Here is a 22,920-nt window from a genome sequence, read left to right as displayed (position 1 = left end):
GGGCGGTACAGGGATGATGGGCCGGGCGGGAATACGCCGTGGCCGTTTTCCGCCAGGTCACCGACGGAACGAAAGCCTCCGGCGGGCGTCCCCGGAAGACGGGTCGCCCGGCGCGGGTGGGGCGAGGGGTGGGGCACCATGCTGGGAGCGATAGGACTCGACGAGCGCCAGGAATCGGCGTACCGCGCTCTGGTCTCGCTGGGCGCGGCCGAGGTCACGGACCTCGCCCACCGGCTCGCCCTGCCCGAGCAGGAGACCGAACGGGCCCTGCGGCGCCTTGAGTCGCAGGGGCTCGCCGCCCAGTCCTCCGCCTGCACCGGGCGGTGGGTCGCGGCCCCGCCCGGGGTGGCGCTCGGCGCGCTGCTCACCCAGCAGCGTCACGAGCTGGAGCAGGCCGAGCTGGCGGCGGCGCTGCTCGCCGAGGAGTACCGGGCGGAGGCGGCGGAGGCGGCCGTGCACGACCTGGTGGAGGTGGTGACCGGGGCGAGCGCGGTGACCCACCGCTTCCTCCAGCTCCAGCTGGGCGCGACGGAGGAGGTCTGCGCCCTGGTGACGGGCAAGCCGATCGCGGTCTCCGGCCTGGAGAACGACGCGGAGGAGCAGGCGGCCGGGCGGGGGGTGCGCTACCGGGTGGTGATCGAGCGCGAGGTGCTGTCCCTGCCGACGGGGCTGATGGAGCTCTCGGCGGCGCTGGGCCGCGAGGAGCGCATCCGGGTCGCGGACCGGGTTCCCACGAAGCTGGTCGTCGCCGACCGGTCCCTGGCGATGGTGCCGCTGACCGGGCGGGGCGTGGAGCCGGCGGCGATCGTGGTACACGCGAGCGGGCTGCTCGAATCGCTGATGGGGCTCTTCGAGTCGGTGTGGCGGGAGGCGCTGCCGCTGCGTCTCGGGTCGGGCGCGCAGATCACCGAGGACGAGGCGCCGGGCCCGGACGCGGTGGACCTGGAGGTCCTCTCCCTGCTGCTCGCCGGGATGACGGACGCGAGCGTGGCGAAGCAGCTCGACCTGGGGCTGCGGACGGTGCAGCGGCGGGTGAAGGGGCTGATGGAGCTGTCGGGCGTCTCGACCCGGCTGCAGCTGGGCTGGCACGCGTACGAGAAGGGGTGGGTGGCGCGGGGGTGAGGGCGGGGGCGTGCGGGGCCGGGGCCCGAACCGGAGCCGGGCGCCCGTCCCCCGTCCGCCCGCCGCGACCTGCGGGAATCCACGGTGTCGTGCACGCTGGGCAGCGTGGGTGTGTGGCAGCTCCTGATGGTCGCGACGGTGATGCTGCTCGGTCTGTTCGGGGTCCTGGCGCCCGGCGTGCCGGGAACGTGGCTGGTGTGGGCGGCGATGCTCTGGTGGTCGCTGCACGAGCGGACGGACCTCGCCTGGATCCTCCTCGCCTCCTCGACCGGTCTGCTGCTCCTCACCCAGGTGGTCGTCTGGCAGCTGCCGGCGCGCCGGTTCCGGGGGGTCGGCATCACCCGCCGGATGGTGGCGTACGCCGGGACGGGCGCGCTCCTGGGGTTCGTCCTGGTCCCGGTGGTCGGCGCGGTGCCCGGCTTCGTGGGCGGGATCTACCTCGCGGAGCGGCTCCGCCTGGGCGGCCACGGGCAGGCCAGGGCGGCGACCCGGACGGTGATGCGGGCGGCCGGCACGAGCGTGCTCGTGGAGCTGTTCGCCTGTCTGCTGATCGTGGGGGCGTGGGCGGGGGCGGTGCTCTGGGGCTGAGGCCGCGGGTCCTGGTCCCGGAGACGGAGGCGGCGTCGGTCCCGCCGCCGATCCGCCGGGCGGGGATCGGCGCGATCCTGGGCCCATGAGGAACTTCGAGGGTTTCAGCGAGACGGAGTGGACCTACCTCACGGAGGACCGGGGTCGGCTCGGCCGGATGGCGACCGTCGACCCGTCCGGGCAGCCGCAGGCCAACCCGGTGGGGTTCTTTCCCCAGGAGGACGGCACCGTCCTGATCGGCGGGTTCGCGATGGGCCGTACGAAGAAGTGGCGCAACCTGCGGGAGAACCCGAAGGTGGCCCTGGTCGTGGACGACGTGGTGAGCGTCCGTCCCTGGCGGGTGCGGGGCGTCGAGATCCGCGGCGAGGCGGAGCTGCTCGTGGGCCCGCACGGCCTGGGGCCGCACTTCAGCGAGGAGGTCGTCCGGATCCGTCCGCACCGGATCCACAGCTGGGGACTCGACGACTCCCGGGGCGCGGACTCCTGAGGGTCACCCGGAGCGGGGTCCGGGGGCGGCCGGGACCTTGAGGTAGCGGGCGGCGTAGGAGCGCCAGGGCCGCCACTCCTCGGTCTCCGGGTCGCCCGGCGGGGTCACGTCGGGGTCGCCGAGTGCCCGCATCCGGATCAGGGCGGCGGCCCCGGGGGTCACTCCGGGGACGGCGAGCAGCGCGCGCTCGGCCTCGTCGCGGTCGGCTCCGGGGTCGAGCCGTACGGCTCCGTCGGCGAGGGCGCGGGCCAGCGGGCCCGCGACGGGGTGGCCGGTCAGGTCCCGGGGCGCCGGGAAGAGGTGAGTGAGGCCGCCGCAGGCGGTGGCCAGGGAGGTGCCGTGCTCCTCGACGGCCCGGGCGGACCCCTCGGCGCCGAGGAGGGTCCGCAGCGCGAACTCCTCGGGTTCGGCCGTGCCCGGGGAGCGCACGCCGGGCCGGGCGGCCACCTCGGCGGCGAGCCCGGGCGCGGCCCCGAGCCGTTCGGCGACGGCGTAGGGGTCGGCGTCCAGGTCGAAGAGGCGGCGGAGCCGGTGCACGGCGGTGGTCAGGTCGCGCAGCTCGGTGAGGTGGATGCGGGCGTCCAGCCAGCGCCCGGCGGAGCGCTCGTCGACGGAGACGATCCCGGTGCCGTACGGGAGGCGGAGGGTGCGCCGGTAGGTGCGGGCGCCGGGAGCGCCGGTGACCTCCTCGACGCGGGGCACGGCCTCGGCGGCGAGCAGGTCGAAGACCTCGCCGGCCGCGTACGGCCCCCGGTGGGCGAGCCGCAGCGGCACCCCGGCGGCGAGGGCGGTGCGGGCTCCCGCGCCGGTGCCGGCCTCGGCCCGCAGGGCGGTGGGGGTGCGGGCGTAGACGGCGCGGATCGTGTCGTTGAACTGGCGGACGCTGGCGAAGCCGGCCGCGAAGGCGATCTCGGTGACGGGGAGGTCGGTGGTCTGGAGCAGCAGCCGGGCGGTGTGGGCGCGCTGGGCGCGGGCGAGGGCGACGGGCCCGGCGCCGAGTTCGGCGGTGAGCTGGCGCTGGACCTGGCGGGTGCTGTAGCCGAGGCGTCCGGCGAGGCCGGGGACGCCCTCGCGGTCGACGACGCCGTCGCCGATCATGCGCACGGCGCGGCCGACGACGTCGGCCCGGACGTTCCACTCGGCGGAGCCGGGCACGGCGTCCGGGCGGCAGCGGCGGCAGGCCCGGAAGCCGTGGCCCTGGGCGGCGGCGGCCGTCGGGAAGAAGGCGACGTTCCGCCGCTTGGGGGTGACGGCGGGGCAGCTGGGGCGGCAGTAGATGCCGGTGGTGCGGACGGCGAAGAAGAACTCTCCGTCGAACCGCGCGTCCCTGCTGCTGACCGCCTCGTAGCGGGTGTCGTCGTCCCTCACGGTCTCCAGTGTGCGGCGGCGCACGGCCCGGGGCTCGCGGTTTTCGGACACCACGCTCCCCGGGGCCGTACGGGCTACCGCAGGCGTCCGTTGCGCTTGAACTCGACGGCGGCGCGGCCGGCGGTCATCGTGCGCTTCCAGTCCCTGCGGATCTCGCCCCGCAGACGGGCGTCGGTCTTGGCGACGAGCCGCTGGTTCTCGCGCATGAGCTTGCGGAAGCTCTCCAGACGGCGGACGGGCAGGGTGCCGTCCTCGATGGCGGCAGCCACCGCGCAGCCCGGCTCCGCCTCGTGGGCGCAGTCGTGGAAGCGGCAGTCGGCGGCCAGCTCCTCGATCTCCGAGAAGACCTGGCCGACGCCGGCCTCGGCGTCCCAGAGCCCGACGCCGCGCAGGCCGGGGGTGTCGATGAGGACGCCCCCGCCCGGCAGGACGAAGAGGTTGCGGGTGGTGGTGGTGTGACGGCCCTTGCCGTCGACGTCACGGGCGGCCTGCACGGACATGACGTCCTCGCCGACGAGGGCGTTGGCGAGGGTCGACTTGCCGGCGCCGGAGACGCCGAGCAGCACGGTCGTGCCGCCCGCGACCACCGCGGAGAGCACGTCGAGTCCCTCGCCCGTGGCCGAGCTGAGGGGCAGCACCCGCACGCCGGGGGCGACGGTCTCGACGTCCTCGACGAGGTAGGAGAGGCCGACGGGGTCGGGGACGAGGTCCGCCTTGGTGAGGACGACGATCGGCTGGGCGCCGGACTCCCAGGCCAGGGCGAGGAAGCGTTCGATCCGGCCGAGGTCGAGCTCGACGGCGAGCGAGACGGCGATGACGGCGTGGTCGACGTTGGCGGCGAGGATCTGCCCCTCGGACCGCTTGGAGGACGTGGAGCGCGCGAAGGCGGTACGGCGCGGCAGGCACGCCCGCACGTACCGGGGGTCACTGGCGCCCTCGGGGTCGACGGCGGCCCAGTCACCGGTGCAGACGACCCGGAGCGGGTCGTGCGGGGTGACGAACGCCGTGTCGGCGCGGACGGTCCCGTCGGCGGTGACGACGTCGCACTGCCCGCGGTCGACCCGGACGACCCGCCCGGGGACGAGCCCCCGCGCGGCGTACGGCGCGAAGGCGGCGGCCCAGCCGGAGTCCCAGCCGTGGGCGTCGAGCGGGGAGGAGGAACCGAGGGAAAGCGAGGAAGACAAGGGGAACCCTTCGAAGGGCGGCCCCGGCGGCGCGCTCCGAGCGCGCGGATCGAGTGGGTGTCAGCCGGAGGCCACGGGGGTGGGAACGATGAACTCCTGAATGCGGGCAGTGCCCGTCACCGTGACAGTCATCAATGTCCTCACCTCCGGTTTCTTCTCGACGTACCGACGTACCGACACCGTTCGCTCGCGAACGGATGGGCAGCACCATAGCCCCGTCCCGGGGCACGGCACCACCGGTTTAAACGCCGCTGACGACGGAGCGGGACCGTACGAGACCGGTTCCCCGGACTTCCCTTCGGAGAGCACGGGACCGGTACGGCTTCTCCCCCGGCGTCAGTCCTTCTCCCAGTTCGAGTGCAGGCGGGACTTCACGTCGTCCGGGGGCAGGAACTTCGACCAGCGTTCGGGGAACTCGGAGGGCATGTCCGGGTCGTCCTCGTCGACGTCGTCGGCCTCGGCGCGGACGCGGGCGACGAGTTCCGCCGCCTGGACGGCGCGGGCGCGTTCGTTGGCCTCGCGGGCGGCGGCGGTGGCGACGGAGGGCCAGACGCGGTCGATGGCGGCGTTGACGGCGGCGCCGACGAGGACGGCGAAGGCGGAGACGCCGATCCAGAGGAGGACGGCGATGGGCGCGGCGAGGGAGCCGTAGATGGTGGGGCCCTCGACCTGGCTGGTCAGGTAGATGCGCAGCAGGAAGCTGCCGAGGGTCCACATGGCGAGCGCGACGAGGGCGCCGGGGATGTCCTCGATCCACGGCGACCTGACGGGCACGGACACGTGGTAGAGCGTGGTGAGGAAGGCGATGGAGAGGAGGATGACGGCCGGCCAGTACAGGACGGAGACGACCTCCGTGCCCCAGGGGATGAGCTCGACGACCCGGTCGGGGCCGACGACGGCGAGGGGCAGCACGACGGCGCCGATGACCAGGGCCACGAGGTAGAGCAGGAAGGCGAGGAGCCGGGTCTTCACGATGCCGCGGTGCCCGTCGAGGCCGTACATGACGGTGATGGTGTCGATGAAGACGTTCACCGCGCGGGAGCCGGACCAGAGGGCGATGGCGAAGCCGAGGGAGATCAGGTCGGGCCGTTTGCCCCGGGTGACGTCGTCCAGGACCGGTTTGGCGATCTCCTCGACGCCCCGGTCGGAGAGGACCGTTCCGGCGGCGCGGAGGATGTTCTCCTGGATGCTGGTGACGGTGTCGGTGTTGGTCCAGTCGTCGGCGTAGCCGAGCAGCGCGATCAGGCCGAGGAGCAGGGGCGGCAGGGACAGCAGGGTGAAGAACGCGGCCTCGGCGGCGAGGCCGAGGATCCGGTACTCGATGCACGAGTTGACGGTGTCCTTCAGGAGCAGCCAGACCATCTTCCGCTTCGAGACGTTGCGGTAGAGGACACGGGCGCGGTGGAGCCTGCTCCAGGGCCGCCGCTCGGGCCGTTCGGGTGTTTCGCTTGCTGCCTGCACCTGCTTACCGTATCCGCATGGCGCGGACCACCCACACAGTGACCAATCAGCCCCCTCCCCTGGTCGGGTACGACGTCTTCACGGGCGACCGTGCCCTGGTCGAGGCGGTCGAACGGCACCTCGATCCGGGGCTGCTCGGGGAGGCCCGGGAGTCGCTCGCGCTGCTCGGCCGGGCGACGGGTTCGGAGCAGGTGCGGGAGTGGGGCGAGCAGGCGGACGAGAACCCGCCGCGGCTGCGGACCCACGACCGCTACGGCCACCGGGTCGACGAGGTCCGCTTCCATCCGGCCTGGCACCGGCTCCTGGGGCGTTCCGTATCGGCCGGGCTGACCGACGCGTGGGACCTTCCCGGCGGGCATGTGCGGCGGGCCGCCGGGTTCCTGGTGGCGACGCAGGCGGAGGCGGGGCACGGCTGTCCGCTGTCGATGACCCACGCGTCGGTGCCCGCGCTGCGGATCGAGCCGGAGCTCGCGGAGGTGTGGGAGCCGGCGGCCCGCTCGCACGTGTACGAGCGGGCGCTGCTGCCCGTCGCGGAGAAGCCGGGCGTGCTGCTCGGGATGGCGATGACGGAGAAGCAGGGCGGCAGCGACGTCCGGGCGAACACCACGGAGGCGAGCCCGCTGGCGGCGGCGGGCGAGTACGTCCTGACCGGGCACAAGTGGTTCTGCTCGGCTCCGATGTCGGACGCCTTCCTGGTCCTGGCGCAGGCCCCGGCGGGCCTCACCTGCTTCCTGGTGCCGCGGGTGCTCGCGGACGGCTCGCGCAACGCCTTCGCGATCCAGCGCCTGAAGGACAAGCTGGGCAACCGGTCGAACGCCTCGGCCGAGGTGGAGTTCGACGGGACGACGTGGGCGCGCCGGATCGGCGAGGAGGGGCGCGGGCTCCGCTCGATCATGGGCATGGTGGCGGCGACCCGGCTCGACTGCGTGCTCGGCTCGGCGGCGCTGATGCGGCAGGCGGTGGCGCAGGCCGTGCACCACTGCACGTACCGCAGCGCCTTCGGCGGGCCGCTGGCCGAGAAGCCGCTGATGCGGAACGTGCTCGCGGACCTGGCCCTGGAGTCGGAGGCGGCGACGGTCCTGGGGATGCGGCTGGCGGCGGCGTACGACGCGGCGGAGGGCGGCGGGGCGGACGCCGACCGGGAGCGGGCGCTGCTGCGGATCGCGGTGCCGGTGGCGAAGTACTGGGTGACCAAGCGGTGCACGCCGGTGGTGGCCGAGGCCCTGGAGTGCCTGGGCGGCAACGGGTACGTGGAGGAGTCGGGGATGCCCCGGCTGCTGCGGGAGTCGCCGCTCAACTCGGTCTGGGAGGGCTCGGGGAACGTGCAGGCCCTGGACGTGGTGCGGGGGCTGCGGACCGAGCCGCTCTCGCTCGACGCGTTCCTGCGGGAGGTCGGGGCGGCGCGGGGCGCGGACCACCGGTTCGACCGGGCGGTGCGGGGGCTGCTCGCCGAGCTGGCGGACCTGAGCGGGATCGAGGCGCGGGCGCGGCGGCTCGCGGAGCGGATGGCGCTGGTGCTCCAGGGCGCGCTGCTCGTGCGGTGGGCCCCGCCGGAGGTCGCGGACGCGTTCTGCGCGGCGCGGCTGGGCGGCGACGGCGGCGCGGCCTTCGGGACACTGCCGCACACCCTGGACCTGCGGGCGGTGGTGGAGCGGGCGCGGGTGGAGGTGTAGGGGCGGGAGCCCCGCACGGCGGACCGGTGTGACGGGCCCGCACGGCGGACCGGTGTGACGGGCCCGCACGGCGCACGCGAAAAAGCGGGGGTGGTGCTGCGCCGACACGGCACCACCCGCCGCTCGCACAAGCCTCGTCCAGGAGGGCGGGTGAGGGCGAGAGTTGCAAAGGGTTGCAGGATTACCCGAACCGGGTCTCGCCGGACGGTCCCGGGCGGCACGATGGGCACCGACGCTCCGGACGTCCGTCCCCGTGCGGAACTCCGGCCGTCTGCCCTGTGCGGAACCGATACAGCACCCCGGGTGGCTGGGAGAGACCGATGAAGAACACGCAGCTCGACATGGGCCGGCTGGCCGCCATGGACGCCGCCCGGGCCGCCCGGCTGCTGCACCGGGTGCGCGAGGAGACGCTGGCGGGCCGGACGCCGCCGATCGCGCCCCGCCCGGTCATCGACGCGTCCTGGCAGCGGATGGCCCGGCTCGGCCTCGACCCCGACCGGGGCACGAGCAGCGTGCTGCTCCAGCGCGACGAACTGGAGGAGCGGCGCAGGACCACGCTCCTCTCCGACGTCATGCAGACGCTGACCGGCGGTCTCGCCGGGATCGCCGACGCCTCCCTCCAGATCATGGTGGTCACCGACGAGCACGGCCGGGTGCTGTGGCGCCAGGGGAACTCCGGGGTGCTGCGGCGGGCGAACGGCATCTGTCTGGAGGAGGGGGCGGCCTGGACCGAGCACACGACCGGCACCAACGCGGTCGGCACGGCGCTCGCCCTGGGCCGGGCGGTGCAGGTCCACTCCGCCGAGCACTACCTGCACACGCTGCACAACTGGACCTGCGCCGCCGCGCCCGTGCGCGATCCGCGCGACCGGCGGCTCCTGGGCATCCTCGACGTCAGCGGCCCGGCCTCCACCTTCCACCCGGCGATGCTGGCCCTGGTCGACTCGGTGGCGCAGCTCGCCGAGGCCGAGATGCGGGAGCGGCACCGCCGGGCGGTCGAGCGGCTGCGGTCGGTCGCCGCGCCGATCCTGTGCCGGGTGGGCGGCCGGGCCGTCGCGGTGGACGCCCACGGCTGGACGGCGGCGGTGACCGGGCTCGCGCCGGTGGACCGGATCCCGCTGCCCAAGTCCTTCGGCGCCGGACGGGTCTGGCTGCCCTCGCTCGGGACCTGCGCGGTGGAGCCGCTGCCGGGCGGCTGGCTGCTGCGGGTCGAGGAGGAGGCCGGGGCGGCCGGCGAGCCGGACGCGGAGGCGGCGCAGCGGGTGGTCCTCGACCTGAGCCGGCCGCGCCGCTGGACGGTGTCCGTCTCGGGCCCCGCGGGCGGCTGGCAGCAGGAGCTCAGCCCCCGGCACGCCGAGCTGCTCTACGTCCTGGCGCTGCACCGGCACGGGCGGACGGCGGCGGAGCTGGCGGAGGACGTGTTCGGGGACCGGACGAGGACGGTGACCGTGCGGGCCGAGATGTCCCGGGTGCGCCGGACCCTGGCGGGGGTCCTGGCCCACCGCCCGTACCGCTTCCGCGAGGAGGTGACGGTGGAGGTCCTCCGCCCGGAACTCCCGGCGGACCTGCTGCCCCACTCGACGGCACCGGCGGTGCGGGAGGGGGTACGGGGGTAGCCGGCGATACGGGGCGGGCGCGGGGCGGGCTGCGGTACGCGGCGGATCCCGGCCCCCGGCGTCACGGGCCGGCCCGCGCGGCGCCCCCGTCCACCATGCGGACACCCGTCTCCCCAGGAGCCTCCCCCTCCCCGGGGCCGCCCTGGGCATCTCGCGCCCCGCATGATGCGATGGCCCCATGAGCATCACTCTCACCACCTGGTCCCTCGAACAGACCTCCCCGTCCGACCTGCGCCCCGCCACCCCGCCGGAGGGCGACGACGTGGCGGTCCGGCGCGCCGAGGTGCCGTCGGCGGAGTTCAGCCGCTTCCTCTACACCGCCGTCGGCGGCGACATCCGCTGGTCCGACCGCCTGTCCCTGACCTACAAGCAGTGGCAGGAGATCGTCGAGAAGCCGGGCGCCGAGATCTGGGTGGCGTACGAGAAGGGGACGCCGGCCGGGTACGTGGAGCTGGAGGCCCAGGCCGACGGCGTGGTGGAGATCGTCTACTTCGGCCTGATCCCGGCCTTCCGGGGCCGCCGGATCGGCGGGCACCTGCTGTCGTACGCGACGGCCCGCGCCTGGGACCTGGCCGACCGCTGGCCCGGCCGGGAGGCCACGGAGCGCGTCTGGCTGCACACCTGCTCGCTCGACGGCCCGCACGCCATGGCCAACTACGAGCGGCGCGGCTTCCGGCTGTTCGACACCAAGGTGGAGCAGGCCGAGGAGACCGTGACGCCCGGCCCGTGGCCCGGTGCGCACGCCTGAGGCAGGACGACAAGGGGCCCTCGCCGGGGCCCCTTTCGCGTGACCCAGAACACACCGTCTCAGTGAACGAGACGACAATGTCCATATCCTGGACGATGCTGGACTGGTTCCAAAGTCCCGTGACACGCTTCCGCCATGTCTGGAACTGGAATTGCCTTGGTGAGTCGGCGGCACGTCGACCTCGGCCGCATGTCCAGCGCCATCTGTCCGGCGCGCTGAGGGAACCAGCACCGCCGCGATCACCCTTTCCACCCGACTCTGCCCCATCCTGCTGCGCACTGCCGCGCCACCCTCCGACACGAGCGTGAGTGTGCAGGTCAGAGCCGCCCTCTCGCAGTCCCGAAGGACGAAACGCCATGGCCGCCACCCCGGAAAACACCACCCCCGCCGCCGCCCGCCGCAAGGCCGGACGTCACCGCGGCGAGGGTCAGTGGGCCGTGGGGCACTTCACCCCCCTCAACGGCAATGAGCAGTTCAAGAAGGACGACGACGGTCTCAATGTGCGGACACGTATTGAGACGGTCTACTCGAAGCGCGGCTTCGACTCCATCGACCCCAACGACCTGCGCGGACGCATGCGCTGGTGGGGCCTCTACACCCAGCGCAAGCAGGGTCTGGACGGCACCAAGACGGGCGTCCTGGAGCCGGAGGAGCTGGACGACGAGTACTTCATGCTCCGGGTCCGCATCGACGGCGGCCGGCTGACCACCGAGCAGCTGCGGGTCGTCGGCGAGATCTCCGAGGAGTTCGCCCGGGGCACCGCCGACATCACGGACCGGCAGAACGTCCAGTACCACTGGATCCGCATCGAGGACGTCCCCGAGATCTGGAACCGCCTGGAGGCGGTCGGCCTGTCCACCACCGAGGCCTGCGGCGACACCCCGCGCGTCGTCCTCGGCTCCCCCGTCGCCGGCATCGCCGCCGAGGAGATCATCGACGGCACGCCCGCCATCGACGAGATCTACCGCCGGATCGTCGGCAACAAGGACTTCTCCAACCTGCCCCGCAAGTTCAAGTCGGCGGTCTCCGGCTCGCCGCTGCTCGACGTGGCGCACGAGATCAACGACATCGCCTTCGTCGGCGTGCGCCACCCGGAGCACGGCCCCGGCTTCGACGTGTGGGTCGGCGGCGGCCTCTCCACCAACCCCAAGCTCGGCGTCCGCCTCGGCACCTGGGTCTCGCTCGACGAGGTGCCCGACGTGTACGAGGGCGTCATCTCGATCTTCCGCGACTACGGCTACCGCCGGCTGCGCAACCGCGCCCGGCTGAAGTTCCTCGTCGCCGACTGGGGCCCGGAGAAGTTCCGGCAGGTCCTGGAGGACGAGTACCTGAAGCGGAAGCTGACCGACGGACCCGCGCCCGAGCAGCCCGCCGGCCGCTGGCGTGACCACGTCGGCGTGCACCGGCAGAAGGACGGCCGGTTCTACGTCGGCTTCGCGCCCCGCGTCGGCCGCGTCGACGGCGCCACCCTGACGAAGATCGCCGAGGTCGCCGAGGCGCACGGCTCCGGCCGGGTCCGCACCACCGCCGAGCAGAAGATGCTCGTCCTCGACATCGAGGAGGACCGGGTCGACTCGCTGGTCGCCGCCCTGGAGTCGCTCGACCTGCGGGTCACCCCCTCGCCCTTCCGGCGCGGCACGATGGCCTGCACCGGCATCGAGTTCTGCAAGCTGGCGATCGTCGAGACGAAGGGCCGCGGCTCCTCGCTCATCGACGAACTGGAGCGCCGCGTCCCGGACTTCGACGAGCCGCTGACCATCAACATCAACGGCTGCCCGAACGCCTGCGCCCGCATCCAGGTCGCGGACATCGGCCTCAAGGGCCAGCTGGTCCTGGACGACGAGGGCAACCGCGTCGAGGGCTACCAGGTGCACCTGGGCGGCGCGCTCGGCCTGGAGGCCGGTTTCGGCCGCAAGGTCCGCGGCCTGAAGGTCACCGCGGCCGAGCTCCCCGACTACGTGGAGCGGGTCCTCAAGCGCTTCCAGGCGGAGCGCGAGACCGGCGAGCGCTTCGCGACCTGGGCGGCCCGCGCCTCCGAGGAGGCCCTGTCATGAGCGAGCGTGCCGCGCCCTTCTTCTGCCCCTACTGCGGCGACGAGGACCTGCGTCCCAACGAGCGGGGTCACGGCGCCTGGGAATGCGCCGCGTGCAGCCGGGCCTTCCAGTTGAAGTTCCTGGGGCTGCTCGCCCCGGGCACTTCGAGCAATCCTTCTGGAGGGGACGAGACATGACGATCGCTCAGGACGTCACCGCGGCCGACCTCAAGGCACTCGCCGAACGGGCCGGCCGCGAGCTGGAGGACGCCCCCGCGACGGAGATCCTCCGCTGGGCCGTGGACACCTTCGGCGCGCGCTTCTGCGTGACCTCCTCCATGGAGGACGCGGTCGTCGCCCACCTCGCCTCCCGGGTCCGCCCCGGCGTGGACGTCGTCTTCCTCGACACGGGCTACCACTTCGAGGAGACCATCGGCACCCGCGACGCCGTGGACGCCGTCATGGACGTCAACGTCATCACCCTGACGCCGCGGCAGACGGTGGCCGAGCAGGACGCCGAGCACGGTCCGAAGCTGCACGACCGCGACCCCGACCGGTGCTGCGCGCTGCGCAAGGTCGCCCCCCTCGAGGAGGGCCTGACCGCCTACCGCGCGTGGGCCACCGGACTGCGCCGCGACGAGTCCCCGACCCGGGCGAACACCCCGGTCGTCGGCTGGGACGAGAAGCGCCGCAAGGTGAAGGTCTCGCCCATCGCCCGCTGGACCCAGGACGACGTCGACGCGTACGTCGCGGAGCACGGCGTCCTCACCAACCCGCTCCTCATGGACGGGTACGCCTCCGTCGGCTGCGCCCCCTGCACCCGCCGGGTCCTGGAGGGCGAGGACGCCCGCGCCGGACGCTGGGCGGGCCGCGCCAAGACCGAGTGCGGGCTGCACGGCTGATGACCACGACCCCCCGTCCCCCTTCAGAGACCTCCCGGGAGAACCACGTGACCGGTGCCACCATCTGGCTCACCGGCCTGCCGAGCGCCGGCAAGACGACCATCGCGTACGAGCTGGCCGGACGGCTGCGCGGCGAGGGCCACCGCGTCGAGGTCCTCGACGGCGACGAGATCCGCGAGTTCCTCTCGGCGGGCCTCGGCTTCACCCGCGAGGACCGGCACACCAACGTGCAGCGGATCGGCTTCGTCGCCGAGCTGCTCGCCTCGCACGGCGTGAAGGTCCTGGTGCCGGTCATCGCCCCGTACGCCGACAGCCGCGAGGCCGTCCGCAAGCGCCACCACGCCGAGGGCACCGCCTTCGTCGAGGTGCACGTGGCCACCCCCGTCGAGGTCTGCTCCGTCCGCGACGTGAAGGGCCTGTACGCCAGGCAGGCGGCGGGCGAGATCAGCGGCCTCACCGGGGTCGACGACCCGTACGAGGCCCCCGAGGCGCCCGACCTGCGGATCGAGTCCCAGAACCAGACCGTGCAGGAGTCCGCGGCGCAGCTCCACGCGCTGCTCACCGAGAAGGGTCTGCTGTGACCACTGTCGCCCACGTCCACGACACGACCGACGGCTCGTTCGCGCTGTCGCACCTGGACTCCCTGGAGTCCGAGGCGGTGCACATCTTCCGCGAGGTGGCGGGGGAGTTCGAGCGGCCGGTGATCCTCTTCTCCGGCGGCAAGGACTCCATCGTCATGCTGCACCTGGCGCTGAAGGCGTTCGCGCCGGCGCCGGTGCCGTTCACGCTGCTCCACGTCGACACCGGGCACAACTTCCCCGAGGTCATCGAGTACCGCGACCGCACGGTCGAGCGGCACGGGCTGCGGCTGCACGTCGCCTCCGTGCAGGAGTACATCGACGCCGGAAAGCTCCGCGAGCGCCCCGACGGCACCCGCAACCCGCTCCAGACCGTGCCGCTGACCGAGGCCATCCAGCAGCACCGGTTCGACGCCGTCTTCGGCGGCGGGCGGCGCGACGAGGAGAAGGCCCGCGCCAAGGAGCGCGTCTTCTCCCTGCGCGACGAGTTCTCGCAGTGGGACCCGCGCCGCCAGCGCCCCGAGCTGTGGCAGCTCTACAACGGCCGGCACGCCCCCGGCGAGCACGTCCGCGTCTTCCCGCTGTCCAACTGGACCGAGCTGGACGTCTGGCAGTACATCCAGCGGGAGGGGATCGAGCTGCCGGAGATCTACTTCGCCCACGAGCGCGAGGTGTTCGCCCGCGGCGGCATGTGGCTGACCGCCGGCGAGTGGGGCGGCCCGAAGGAGACCGAGACGGTCGAGACCCGGCTGATCCGCTACCGGACCGTCGGCGACATGTCCTGCACCGGCGCCGTCGACTCCGACGCCACCACGCTCGACGCGGTGATCGCGGAGATCGCCGCCTCCCGGCTCACCGAGCGGGGCGCCACCCGGGCCGACGACAAGCTGTCCGAGGCCGCGATGGAAGACCGCAAGCGCGAAGGGTACTTCTAATGAGCACGTCCACCGAGCAGCCGGCCGACCTGACGGCGGCCACCACCCTGCTGCGCTTCGCGACCGCCGGTTCCGTCGACGACGGCAAGTCCACCCTGGTGGGCCGGCTCCTGCACGACTCCAAGTCGGTCCTGGCCGACCAGCTGGAGGCCGTGGAGCACGCCTCGCGCTCCCGCGGCCAGGAGGCGCCCGACCTGGCGCTGCTCACCGACGGCCTGCGGGCCGAGCGCGAGCAGGGCATCACCATCGACGTGGCCTACCGCTACTTCGCCACCGCCCGGCGCCGGTTCATCCTCGCCGACACCCCCGGGCACGTGCAGTACACCCGGAACATGGTCACCGGCGCCTCGACCGCCGAGCTGGCCGTGGTCCTGGTCGACGCCCGCAACGGCGTCGTGGAGCAGACCCGCCGGCACGCCGCCGTCGCCGCCCTGCTCCGCGTCCCGCACGTGGTCCTGGCCGTGAACAAGATGGACCTGGTCGACTACGCCGAGCCCGTCTTCGCCTCCATAGCCGAGGAGTTCACGACGTACGCCTCCGAGCTGGGTGTCCCGGAGATCACCGCGATCCCGATCTCGGCGCTGGCCGGCGACAACGTCGTGGAGCCGTCGGCGAACATGGACTGGTACGGCGGCCCGACGGTCCTGGAGCACCTGGAGACGGTCCCGGTCAGCCACGACCTGACGGCCTGCCACGCCCGCTTCCCCGTGCAGTACGTGATCCGGCCGCAGACCGCCGAGCACCCCGACTACCGGGGCTACGCCGGCCAGATCGCCGCCGGGGCCTTCCGGGTCGGCGAGGAGGTCACCGTACTGCCGTCCGGGAAGACCTCCACGATCACCGCGATCGACGCGCTCGGCGAGGCCGTCGACATCGCGTGGGCGCCGCAGTCGGTGACGATCCGGCTCGCGGACGACATCGACATCTCGCGCGGCGACCTGCTCGCCCCCACCGGTGACGCCCCGGCCACCAGCCAGGACGTCGAGGCGACCGTCTGCCACGTGGCGGACCGGCCGCTCGCGGTCGGCCAGCGGGTCCTGCTCAAGCACACCACCCGTACGGTCAAGGCGATCGTCAAGGACATCCCCTCGCGGCTGACCCTGGACGACCTCTCCCAGCACCCGGACCCCGGGCAGCTGGTCACCAACGACATCGGCCGGGTCGTGGTCCGGACCGCCGAGCCGCTCGCGCTCGACGCGTACGCGGACTCCCGCCGCACCGGTTCGTTCCTGCTGATCGACCCGGCGGACGGCACCACGCTCGCGGCCGGCATGGCGGGCGAGTCCTTCGCCACCGCCAAGGCGGTCGTGGCGACCGAGGACGAGGAAGGATGGGACTTCTAGACATGCTCTCCGACATCTACTCGACCTTCGCGAAGGAGGGGGGCCGCGTCGGCAGCGGCACCCTCGGCAGCGGCCAGGGAGGGGTGGCGCGATGTGCGCGATGACGTACGCGCACCGCTTGCGCGCCCACACCCCCCACGAGCCGTACCCGCCCCTGCTCCATCGCCGAAGACGTGCGTCATGAGACCACGTGCCGAGAGGAAAGCCTCGCGTGTCTGCCAACGGAAACGCCCGCACCACGAGTAAGACCCTGCGCCGCGGCGTCGTCGCCGCCGCCGCCCTGCCCCTGCTGATCGGGACGCTCGCCTCGTGCGGCTACGGCTCCGACGCGAAGAAGGACGAGTCCTCCGACAAGAAGGCTCCGGTCGCGGCCGACGCGAAGAAGCTCTCCGCCTCCGAGGTGCGGATCGGCTACTTCCCGAACCTGACGCACGCCACCGCGCTGATCGGCGTCCAGGACGGACTGATCCAGAAGGAGCTGGGCGCCACCGCGCTGAAGCCCCAGACCTTCAACGCCGGCCCGTCCGAGATCGAGGCGCTCAACGGCGGCTCCCTCGACATCGGCTTCATCGGCCCCTCGCCCTCCATCAACGCGTACGTCAAGTCCAAGGGCAAGAACCTGCGGATCGTCTCCGGCTCCGCCTCCGGCGGCGTGAAGCTGGTCGTGAACCCGGCGAAGATCAAGACCCTGGACGACCTCAAGGGCAAGAGGATCGCCACCCCGCAGAAGGGGAACACGCAGGACGTCGCGCTCCTCAACTGGATCTCCGAGAAGGGCTGGAAGGTCGACCCCGAGTCCGGCAAGGGCGACGTCTCGGTCGTCCGCACGGACAACAAGGTCACCCCGGACGCCTTCAAGTCCGGCTCGATCGACGGCGCCTGGGTGCCCGAGCCGACCGCGTCCAAGCTGGTCTCCCAGGGCGGCTCCGTCCTCCTCGACGAGACTAGCCTGTGGCCCGACAAGAAGTTCGTGATCACGAACATCATCGTGTCGCAGAAGTTCCTCGCGGAGCACCCGGACGTCGTCGAGGCCGTCCTCAAGGGGACGGTGAAGACCAACGAGTGGATCAACGCCAACCCGGACAAGGCGAAGGAGTCCGCCAACGCGGCCCTGAAGAGCCTCGGCGGCAAGGCCCTGGACGCCAAGGTCATCGACCCGGCGTGGCCCAGCATCGCGATCACCGACGACCCGCTGGCCGCGACGCTGAAGACCCAGTCCGAGTGGGCCGTCAAGGCCGGGCTCATCAAGCAGCCCGACCTGGCCGGCATCTACGACCTGACGCTCCTCAACAAGGTGCTGAAGGCCGCCGGCAAGCCCGAGGTCTCCGACGCCGGCCTCGGCGCCAAGTAACCGACGGCGCATCCACGAACCCCAGGAGGTGACGACCATGGCCACGACGCTCGCCAAGGCGGCCGAGGGCACGGCGGCGGAGCACACGCACGCCGCCCGGATCGAGCACGTCTCGAAGTCCTTCACCGGCCCGGCCGGTACCCAGCTCGTCCTGGACGACGTCAGCCTCGACGTCGCGCCCGGCGAGTTCGTCACCATCCTGGGGGCCTCGGGGTGTGGCAAGTCCACGCTCCTGAACCTGGTCGCGGGCCTCGACCGGCCGACCCAGGGGTCCATCGCGACCCCGGGCGGCCGGCCGGCCCTGATGTTCCAGGAGCACGCCCTCTTCCCGTGGCTGACCGCGGGCAAGAACATCGAACTCGCCCTGCGGCTGCGCGGGGTGCCCCGGACCGAGCGCGGGACGGAGGCCGAGCGGCTGCTCGAACTCGTCCGGCTCGGCGGCGCGTACGGCAAGCGGGTGCACGAGCTGTCCGGCGGCATGCGGCAGCGGGTGGCCCTCGCCCGGGCGCTCGCCCAGGACAGCCAGCTCCTGCTGATGGACGAGCCGTTCGCGGCCCTGGACGCCATCACGCGCGACGTGCTGCACGGCGAGCTCACCCGTATCTGGGAGGAGACGAACCTGTCCGTCCTCTTCGTCACCCACAACGTGCGCGAGGCCGTCCGCCTCGCCCAGCGCGTGGTCCTGCTCTCCTCCCGGCCCGGCCGGGTGGCGAAGGAGTGGACCGTGGACATCCCGCAGCCGCGCCGCATCGAGGACGCGAACGTGGCCGAGCTGTCCGTCGAGATCACTGAACACCTGCGTGGGGAGATCCGCCGCCATGGCCAGCACTGACACCGCCCCGAAGGCCAAGGCGGACGACCTCGCCGGTCTGGAGGCCGGGCTCGACGCCCTGGACGCGGTCGAGATCCGCCGCACCCCGGTCCGCGAGGTCCTCGTCAAGAAGGTCCTCCCGCCCGCCCTCGCCGTCACCCTGGTCCTCGCCGTCTGGCAGGTCCTCGTCTCCGCGGGGATCACCGAGGAGACCAAGCTGCCCGCGCCGTCCGCGGTGTGGGACGGCCTGGTCGACATGTGGCTCCAGGGCACCCTCCTGGAGGTCATCTGGACCAGCGTGTCCCGGGGCCTGGCGGGCTTCCTGCTCGCCCTCGCCATCGGCACCCCGCTGGGCCTGCTCGTGGCCCGGGTGAAGTTCGTGCGCGCCGCGATCGGCCCGATCCTGTCCGGTCTGCAGTCGCTGCCCTCGGTGGCGTGGGTGCCGCCGGCCGTGCTCTGGTTCGGCCTGAACGACGCGATGATGTTCACCGTCATCCTGCTCGGCGCCGTCCCGTCCATCGCCAACGGACTGGTCTCCGGCGTGGACCAGGTCCCGCCGCTGTTCCTGCGGGCCGGCCGCACCATGGGCGCCACCGGACTCAAGGGCACCTGGCACGTGGTCCTGCCGGCCGCGCTGCCCGGCTACCTGGCGGGCCTGAAGCAGGGCTGGGCGTTCTCCTGGCGCTCGCTGATGGCCGCGGAGATCATCGCCTCCTCCCCCGACCTGGGCCTCGGCCTGGGCCAGCTCCTGGAGAACGGCCGCAACAACATCGACCTGCCCGGCGTGTTCCTGGCGATCCTGCTGATCCTGATCGTCGGCATCGCGATCGACCTGCTGATCTTCAGCCCGCTGGAGCGGTGGGTGCTCCGCAGCCGCGGCCTGCTCGTGAAGTGAAGTGAGCCGAACCACCATGAACCACCCCCCTGTCCTCCTCGTGATCGCCCACGGCAGCCGCGACCCGCGGCACGCGGCCACCGTCCAGGCGCTGGTGCGCCGGGCCGGTGCGCTGCGGCCGGGGCTGCGCGTGGAGACGGCGTTCCTGGACTTCAACCTGCCGTCGGTGGCGGGGGTCCTGGACCGGCTCGCCGCCGAGGGCGTGCGGGACGTGGTGGCGCTGCCGCTGCTCCTGACCCGCGCCTTCCACGCGAAGGCGGACGTGCCGGCCGTCCTGCGGCAGGCCCCCGCCGCGCTGCGGATCCGGCAGGCGGAGGTCCTGGGCCCGTCGCCGCTGCTCGTCGCGGCGGTGGAACGGCGGCTGTACGAGGCCGGGCTCGCGCCCGGCGACAAGAGCGCGACCGGGGTCGTCCTGGCCTCGGCGGGCTCCACCGACCCGGAGGCGATCGCGGTGATCGCAGAAACGGCGCGGGAGCTGCGGCGCACCGGTTGGTGCTCCGTGCGGCCCGCGTTCGCCTCCGCATCCCTTCCCCGTACGGAGGACGCCGTACGGGCGCTGCGCGCCGAGCCGGGCGTCCGGCGGGTGGCGGTCGCCCCGTACGTGATCGCGCCGGGGCGTCTCCCCGACCGGATCACGGCGGGCGCGGCGGAGGCGGACGTCCTGGCGGACGTCCTCGGCCCGGCGCCCGAGCTGGCCCGGCTGCTGCTCGCCCGGTACGACGGGGCGGCGCGGGCGGCCGAGCGGGTGACGGCGGCGGCCGGCTGAGCCGACCCGGCCCATGAGCGGCCTTGGGGTGTGTCCGGCGGATCAGGGGCGCGGCCCCGGCCCCGTTCCGCCGGACACGCCCCGGCCCCGTTCCGCCGGACACGCCCCGGCCCCGAACTTTCGCGACACCTCCTCCCCCGCCGCATCCGCCGCCCCCCGATGGGCCGAATGCAGCACGGGGCCACGCATCGCCCCCGTTCCCGGGTACACCCACCGGGACCGCTTCCGAGGTGACGTGAGGGGAGGTGACGGACGCCCGTGGACACCGGTACCGAGGTGGTCGTCGTCGGGGGCGGCGCGGCCGGGCTCTCCCTCGCGTGGCGGCTGCTCGCGCCCCCGGACGGCGTTCCGGCCCCCCGCGTCACCCTCGTCGAGGCCCCGCCGGGCCCGCTGCGGCCCCCCGAGCGCACCTGGTGCTTCTGGGAGTCGGGGCCCGGCGCGTACGACCCTTTCCTGACCGCGAGTTGGGACGGGCTGCGGGTGCGGGGCCCGGACGGGTCAGGGCCCGTACGGCCCCTCGGCGGCCTGCGGTACAAGATGCTGCGCTCCGGGGAGTTCGAGCGGGGCCTGCGGCCGAGGCTCTCCGCGCTGCGCCGGGTCGAGGCCGTCGTGGAGGAGGTGGCCGACGGGCCGGGCGGCGCCGTCGTGGTCTGCCGCGCGGCCGACGGGACCGTCTCGCGGCTCCCGGCCCGCTGGGTCTTCGACTCCCGGCCGCCCGCCGCCGCGCCGCCCGCCCGCACCGCCCTGCTCCAGCACTTCCGGGGCTGGTTCGTGCGGACCGAGCGGCCGGTGTTCGCGCCGGACGTCGTCGAGCTGATGGACTTCCGCACGCCCCAGCCGGCCCACGGCCTCTCCTTCGGCTACGTGCTGCCCACGAGCCCATACGAGGCGCTCGTCGAGTACACCGAGTTCGGCCGGGCCCCGCTGACGCCCGCCGCCTACGACCGGGCCCTGGCCCGGTACACCCGGGACGTGCTGCGGCTCGGCCCCTTCCGGGTGCTCGACACCGAGCAGGGGGTCATCCCGATGAGCGACGGCCGCCACGCCCGCGAGGCCGGCCGGCACGTCTTCCGGGTCGGGGCGGCGGGCGGGGCCGTCCGCCCCTCCACCGGGTACGCCTTCGCGGCGATCCAGCGGCAGGCGCGCGCCGTCGCGGACGCCCTGCACCGGGGCCGCCGGCCGGTGCCCCCGTCCGCGTACTCCTCCCGGGCGCTCGCGATGGACTCCGTGCTGCTGCGCGGCCTCGACACGGGACGGATCGACGGCCCGGCCTTCTTCACCGGGCTCTTCGCCCGCGTCCCCTGCGAGCGCCTGCTCCGCTTCCTGGACGGTGCCACCGGCCCGGCCGAGGAGTTCTCCATCGGGCTGCGCACGCCCGTCCCCGCCATGCTCCGCACGGCGGCCGAAGTCCCCCTACTCCCCCGGCTCCCCCGGCCGGGACCGCACCAGGAGGCCCCCGATGACCGGTCGTGACCACCCCTCGGCCCCGGAGCGGCCCCCGGTGCCGCGCCGCGGCCGCGACCGCCGGGCGGCCGTCCTGCCCGCGCACCCCGGACGGGACCGGGCGGGCCGGGACGGGCCGCGCTGCGCGGTCGTCGGGGGCGGGATCGCGGGCATCGCCGCCGCGACCGTCCTCGCGGAGCGCGGGGTCCGCGTCACCCTGTACGAGCGCGAGGCGTCGCTCGGCGGCCGGCTCGCCGGGTGGCCCGTGGAGCTGGCGGACGGCTCCGCCGCGACGATGAGCCGGGGCTTCCACGCCTTCTTCCGGCAGTACTACAACCTGCGCGGGCTGCTCAGGCGGGTCGACCCGGGTCTGGAGCGGCTGCGGCCGCTGCCCGACTACCCCCTGCTGCACGGTTCGGGCCTGTACGACAGCTTCGCGCGGGTGCCCCGCACGCCGCCGTGGAGCGCCGTGGGCTTCGCCGCGCTCAGCCCCTCCTTCGGCGCGCGGGACCTGGCCCGGATGAACCCCCGGGCGGCGCTGCCCCTCCTGGACGTGCGCCTGCCCGGCGTCCACGAGCGGTACGACGGCATGAGCGCGTGGGAGCTGCTCGACCGGATCCGCTTCCCGGAGAAGGCCCGGCACCTCGCGTTCGAGGTCTTCTCCCGCAGCTTCTTCGCCGACCCCGGGGAGCTGTCGGCGGCCGAACTCGCCCTGATGTTCCACATCTACTTCCTGGGCTCCTCCGAGGGGCTGCTCTTCGACGTGCCCGACGAGCCCTATCCGCAGGCCCTGTGGGACCCCCTCGCCCGCTACCTGGAGGGCCACGGCGTCGACATCCGCACCGGCGCCCCCGTCGCCCGGATCGACTCCGCGCCGGACGGGGGCCACCTGGTGCACGGCCCGAGCGGTACGGAGCGCGTCGACGCGCTGGTCCTCGCGCTCGACACCGGCGGGCTCCGGGCCGTCGCGGCGGCCTCGCCCTCGCTGTGCGACGAGGCCTGGCGCGCCCGGGTCGCCGCGCTGCGCACGGCCCCTCCGTTCCTGGTCACCCGGCTCTGGCTGGACCGTCCCGTGGCCCCCGACCGGCCCGGTTTCCTCGGGACCGGCGGCCACGGCCCGCTGGACAACGTCAGCGTCCTCGACCGGTGGGAGGGCGAGGCCGCCCGCTGGGCCGGGAAGACCGGCGGCTCCGTGGTCGAGCTGCACGCCTACGCGGCGGACGCGGCGGCGGGTCCGGAACCGGTCGCGCGGGAGCTGGTCGCGCGGCTCCGCCGCGTGTACCCGGAGACGGCCGCCGCGCGGATCGTGGACCGGCGCGACGAGTGGCGGGACGACTGCCCGCTCTTCGCCGTCGGGAGCCACGCGGACCGGCCCTCGGTCGACACCTCCGACCCCACCGTCACCGTCGCCGGGGACCTGGTACGCACCGACCTCCCGGTGGCCCTGATGGAACGGGCCGCCACCACGGGCTTCCTGGCCGCCAACGCGCACCTGTGGCGCTGGGGCCTGCGGGGCCAGACGCTGTGGACGGTGCCCCGGCGGGGCCGGTCGGCGCTCCTGAGGGCGGCGTCCCGGGCGTACGGGGAGTACTGACCGGTCCCCGGTGGGCCGGGGAC

22 protein-coding genes are annotated in these 22,920 nt (G+C 73.8%); 19 read left to right on the top strand and 3 right to left on the bottom strand.

The genetic code is table 11. From position 1 onward, the window contains the following. Positions 1-138 precede the first annotated feature (138 nt). From AB0398_RS28235 to AB0398_RS28225, 3 genes are all read left to right on the top strand, one after another. Positions 139-1,122, top strand: coding sequence for a helix-turn-helix domain-containing protein (locus AB0398_RS28235; protein WP_366378450.1), 984 nt, complete (start codon positions 139-141; stop codon positions 1,120-1,122). Positions 1,123-1,227: 105 nt separating this feature from the next. After that, positions 1,228-1,710, top strand: a complete 483-nt coding sequence (locus AB0398_RS28230; RefSeq protein WP_366378449.1) for a DUF456 domain-containing protein — start codon at positions 1,228-1,230, stop codon at positions 1,708-1,710. A gap of 85 nt (positions 1,711-1,795) precedes the next feature. Further along, the gene (locus AB0398_RS28225) at positions 1,796-2,197 is read left to right on the top strand and encodes a PPOX class F420-dependent oxidoreductase (RefSeq protein WP_366378448.1); all 402 of its coding nucleotides are present in this window, start codon (positions 1,796-1,798) and stop codon (positions 2,195-2,197) included. A 3-nt stretch (positions 2,198-2,200) separates the two neighbouring features. Here AB0398_RS28225 and AB0398_RS28220 read toward each other — a convergent pair whose 3' ends face one another. The 3 genes from AB0398_RS28220 to AB0398_RS28210 all read right to left on the bottom strand — a co-directional run bounded on the left by AB0398_RS28220 (position 2,201) and on the right by AB0398_RS28210 (position 6,210). After that, the gene (locus tag AB0398_RS28220) at positions 2,201-3,565 is read right to left on the bottom strand and encodes an AlkA N-terminal domain-containing protein (RefSeq protein ID WP_366378447.1); all 1,365 of its coding nucleotides are present in this window, start codon (positions 3,563-3,565) and stop codon (positions 2,201-2,203) included. Positions 3,566-3,639: 74 nt separating this feature from the next. After that, on the bottom strand, positions 3,640-4,749 hold the full coding sequence (gene rsgA / locus AB0398_RS28215; protein ID WP_366378446.1) for a ribosome small subunit-dependent GTPase A: 1,110 nt from the start codon (positions 4,747-4,749) through the stop codon (positions 3,640-3,642). A gap of 336 nt (positions 4,750-5,085) precedes the next feature. After that, entirely contained in the window at positions 5,086-6,210 is a 1,125-nt protein-coding gene (locus tag AB0398_RS28210) for a YihY/virulence factor BrkB family protein (protein ID WP_366378445.1), read from the bottom strand. A 17-nt stretch (positions 6,211-6,227) separates the two neighbouring features. Between AB0398_RS28210 and AB0398_RS28205 the strand changes: the two genes are divergently transcribed. The 16 genes from AB0398_RS28205 to AB0398_RS28130 all read left to right on the top strand — a co-directional run bounded on the left by AB0398_RS28205 (position 6,228) and on the right by AB0398_RS28130 (position 22,897). Continuing rightward, complete coding sequence (locus AB0398_RS28205) at positions 6,228-7,883, top strand: acyl-CoA dehydrogenase family protein (protein WP_366378444.1); 1,656 nt, start codon at positions 6,228-6,230, stop codon at positions 7,881-7,883. 320 nt (positions 7,884-8,203) lie between these two features. Then, positions 8,204-9,499: a GAF domain-containing protein gene (locus tag AB0398_RS28200; RefSeq protein ID WP_366378443.1), complete on the top strand. Its 1,296-nt coding sequence runs from the start codon at positions 8,204-8,206 to the stop codon at positions 9,497-9,499. A gap of 178 nt (positions 9,500-9,677) precedes the next feature. Next, on the top strand, positions 9,678-10,247 hold the full coding sequence (locus AB0398_RS28195; RefSeq protein ID WP_366378442.1) for a GNAT family N-acetyltransferase: 570 nt from the start codon (positions 9,678-9,680) through the stop codon (positions 10,245-10,247). A 135-nt stretch (positions 10,248-10,382) separates the two neighbouring features. Further along, entirely contained in the window at positions 10,383-10,466 is an 84-nt protein-coding gene (locus tag AB0398_RS28190) for a putative leader peptide (protein WP_310591794.1), read from the top strand. A gap of 137 nt (positions 10,467-10,603) precedes the next feature. Next, positions 10,604-12,301: a nitrite/sulfite reductase gene (locus AB0398_RS28185; protein ID WP_366378441.1), complete on the top strand. Its 1,698-nt coding sequence runs from the start codon at positions 10,604-10,606 to the stop codon at positions 12,299-12,301. Next, positions 12,298-12,477 carry a hypothetical protein gene (locus AB0398_RS28180; RefSeq protein ID WP_366378440.1) on the top strand — a complete coding sequence of 60 codons (180 nt, stop codon included), beginning with the start codon at positions 12,298-12,300 and terminating at the stop codon, positions 12,475-12,477. The genes AB0398_RS28185 and AB0398_RS28180 overlap by 4 nt, the downstream gene beginning before the upstream one ends. Then, positions 12,474-13,181 carry a phosphoadenylyl-sulfate reductase gene (locus tag AB0398_RS28175; RefSeq protein ID WP_366378439.1) on the top strand — a complete coding sequence of 236 codons (708 nt, stop codon included), beginning with the start codon at positions 12,474-12,476 and terminating at the stop codon, positions 13,179-13,181. Before AB0398_RS28180 ends, AB0398_RS28175 begins: the two co-directional genes overlap by 4 nt. Next, on the top strand, positions 13,181-13,762 hold the full coding sequence (cysC, locus tag AB0398_RS28170) for an adenylyl-sulfate kinase (protein WP_366378438.1): 582 nt from the start codon (positions 13,181-13,183) through the stop codon (positions 13,760-13,762). The genes AB0398_RS28175 and cysC overlap by 1 nt, the downstream gene beginning before the upstream one ends. Next, a complete protein-coding gene (cysD, locus tag AB0398_RS28165) occupies positions 13,759-14,694 on the top strand; it encodes a sulfate adenylyltransferase subunit CysD (RefSeq protein WP_366378437.1) in 936 nt (311 codons plus the stop codon). The genes cysC and cysD overlap by 4 nt, the downstream gene beginning before the upstream one ends. Continuing rightward, positions 14,694-16,037 carry a GTP-binding protein gene (locus tag AB0398_RS28160; protein WP_366378436.1) on the top strand — a complete coding sequence of 448 codons (1,344 nt, stop codon included), beginning with the start codon at positions 14,694-14,696 and terminating at the stop codon, positions 16,035-16,037. Before cysD ends, AB0398_RS28160 begins: the two co-directional genes overlap by 1 nt. A gap of 211 nt (positions 16,038-16,248) precedes the next feature. Next, positions 16,249-17,388, top strand: coding sequence for an aliphatic sulfonate ABC transporter substrate-binding protein (locus AB0398_RS28155; RefSeq protein WP_366378435.1), 1,140 nt, complete (start codon positions 16,249-16,251; stop codon positions 17,386-17,388). Between the two features lie 37 nt (positions 17,389-17,425). After that, the gene (locus AB0398_RS28150) at positions 17,426-18,220 is read left to right on the top strand and encodes an ABC transporter ATP-binding protein (protein WP_366378434.1); all 795 of its coding nucleotides are present in this window, start codon (positions 17,426-17,428) and stop codon (positions 18,218-18,220) included. Further along, complete coding sequence (locus AB0398_RS28145; protein WP_366378433.1) at positions 18,207-19,094, top strand: ABC transporter permease; 888 nt, start codon at positions 18,207-18,209, stop codon at positions 19,092-19,094. Before AB0398_RS28150 ends, AB0398_RS28145 begins: the two co-directional genes overlap by 14 nt. Positions 19,095-19,110: 16 nt before the next feature. Further along, positions 19,111-19,860 (top strand): sirohydrochlorin chelatase, encoded by a 750-nt coding sequence (locus AB0398_RS28140; protein ID WP_366378432.1) that lies wholly within the window; start codon positions 19,111-19,113, stop codon positions 19,858-19,860. 258 nt (positions 19,861-20,118) lie between these two features. Then, positions 20,119-21,333 (top strand): lycopene cyclase family protein, encoded by a 1,215-nt coding sequence (locus AB0398_RS28135; RefSeq protein ID WP_366378431.1) that lies wholly within the window; start codon positions 20,119-20,121, stop codon positions 21,331-21,333. Then, positions 21,320-22,897, top strand: coding sequence for an FAD-dependent oxidoreductase (locus AB0398_RS28130; RefSeq protein ID WP_366378430.1), 1,578 nt, complete (start codon positions 21,320-21,322; stop codon positions 22,895-22,897). Before AB0398_RS28135 ends, AB0398_RS28130 begins: the two co-directional genes overlap by 14 nt. Positions 22,898-22,920 lie beyond the last annotated feature (23 nt).

The organism is Streptomyces sp. NPDC086147, assembly GCF_040702165.1.
Lineage (GTDB): Bacteria > Actinomycetota > Actinomycetes > Streptomycetales > Streptomycetaceae > Streptomyces.
Note: the sequence above shows the minus strand (reverse complement) of the source record. Positions and strands in the feature narration are given on the sequence as shown.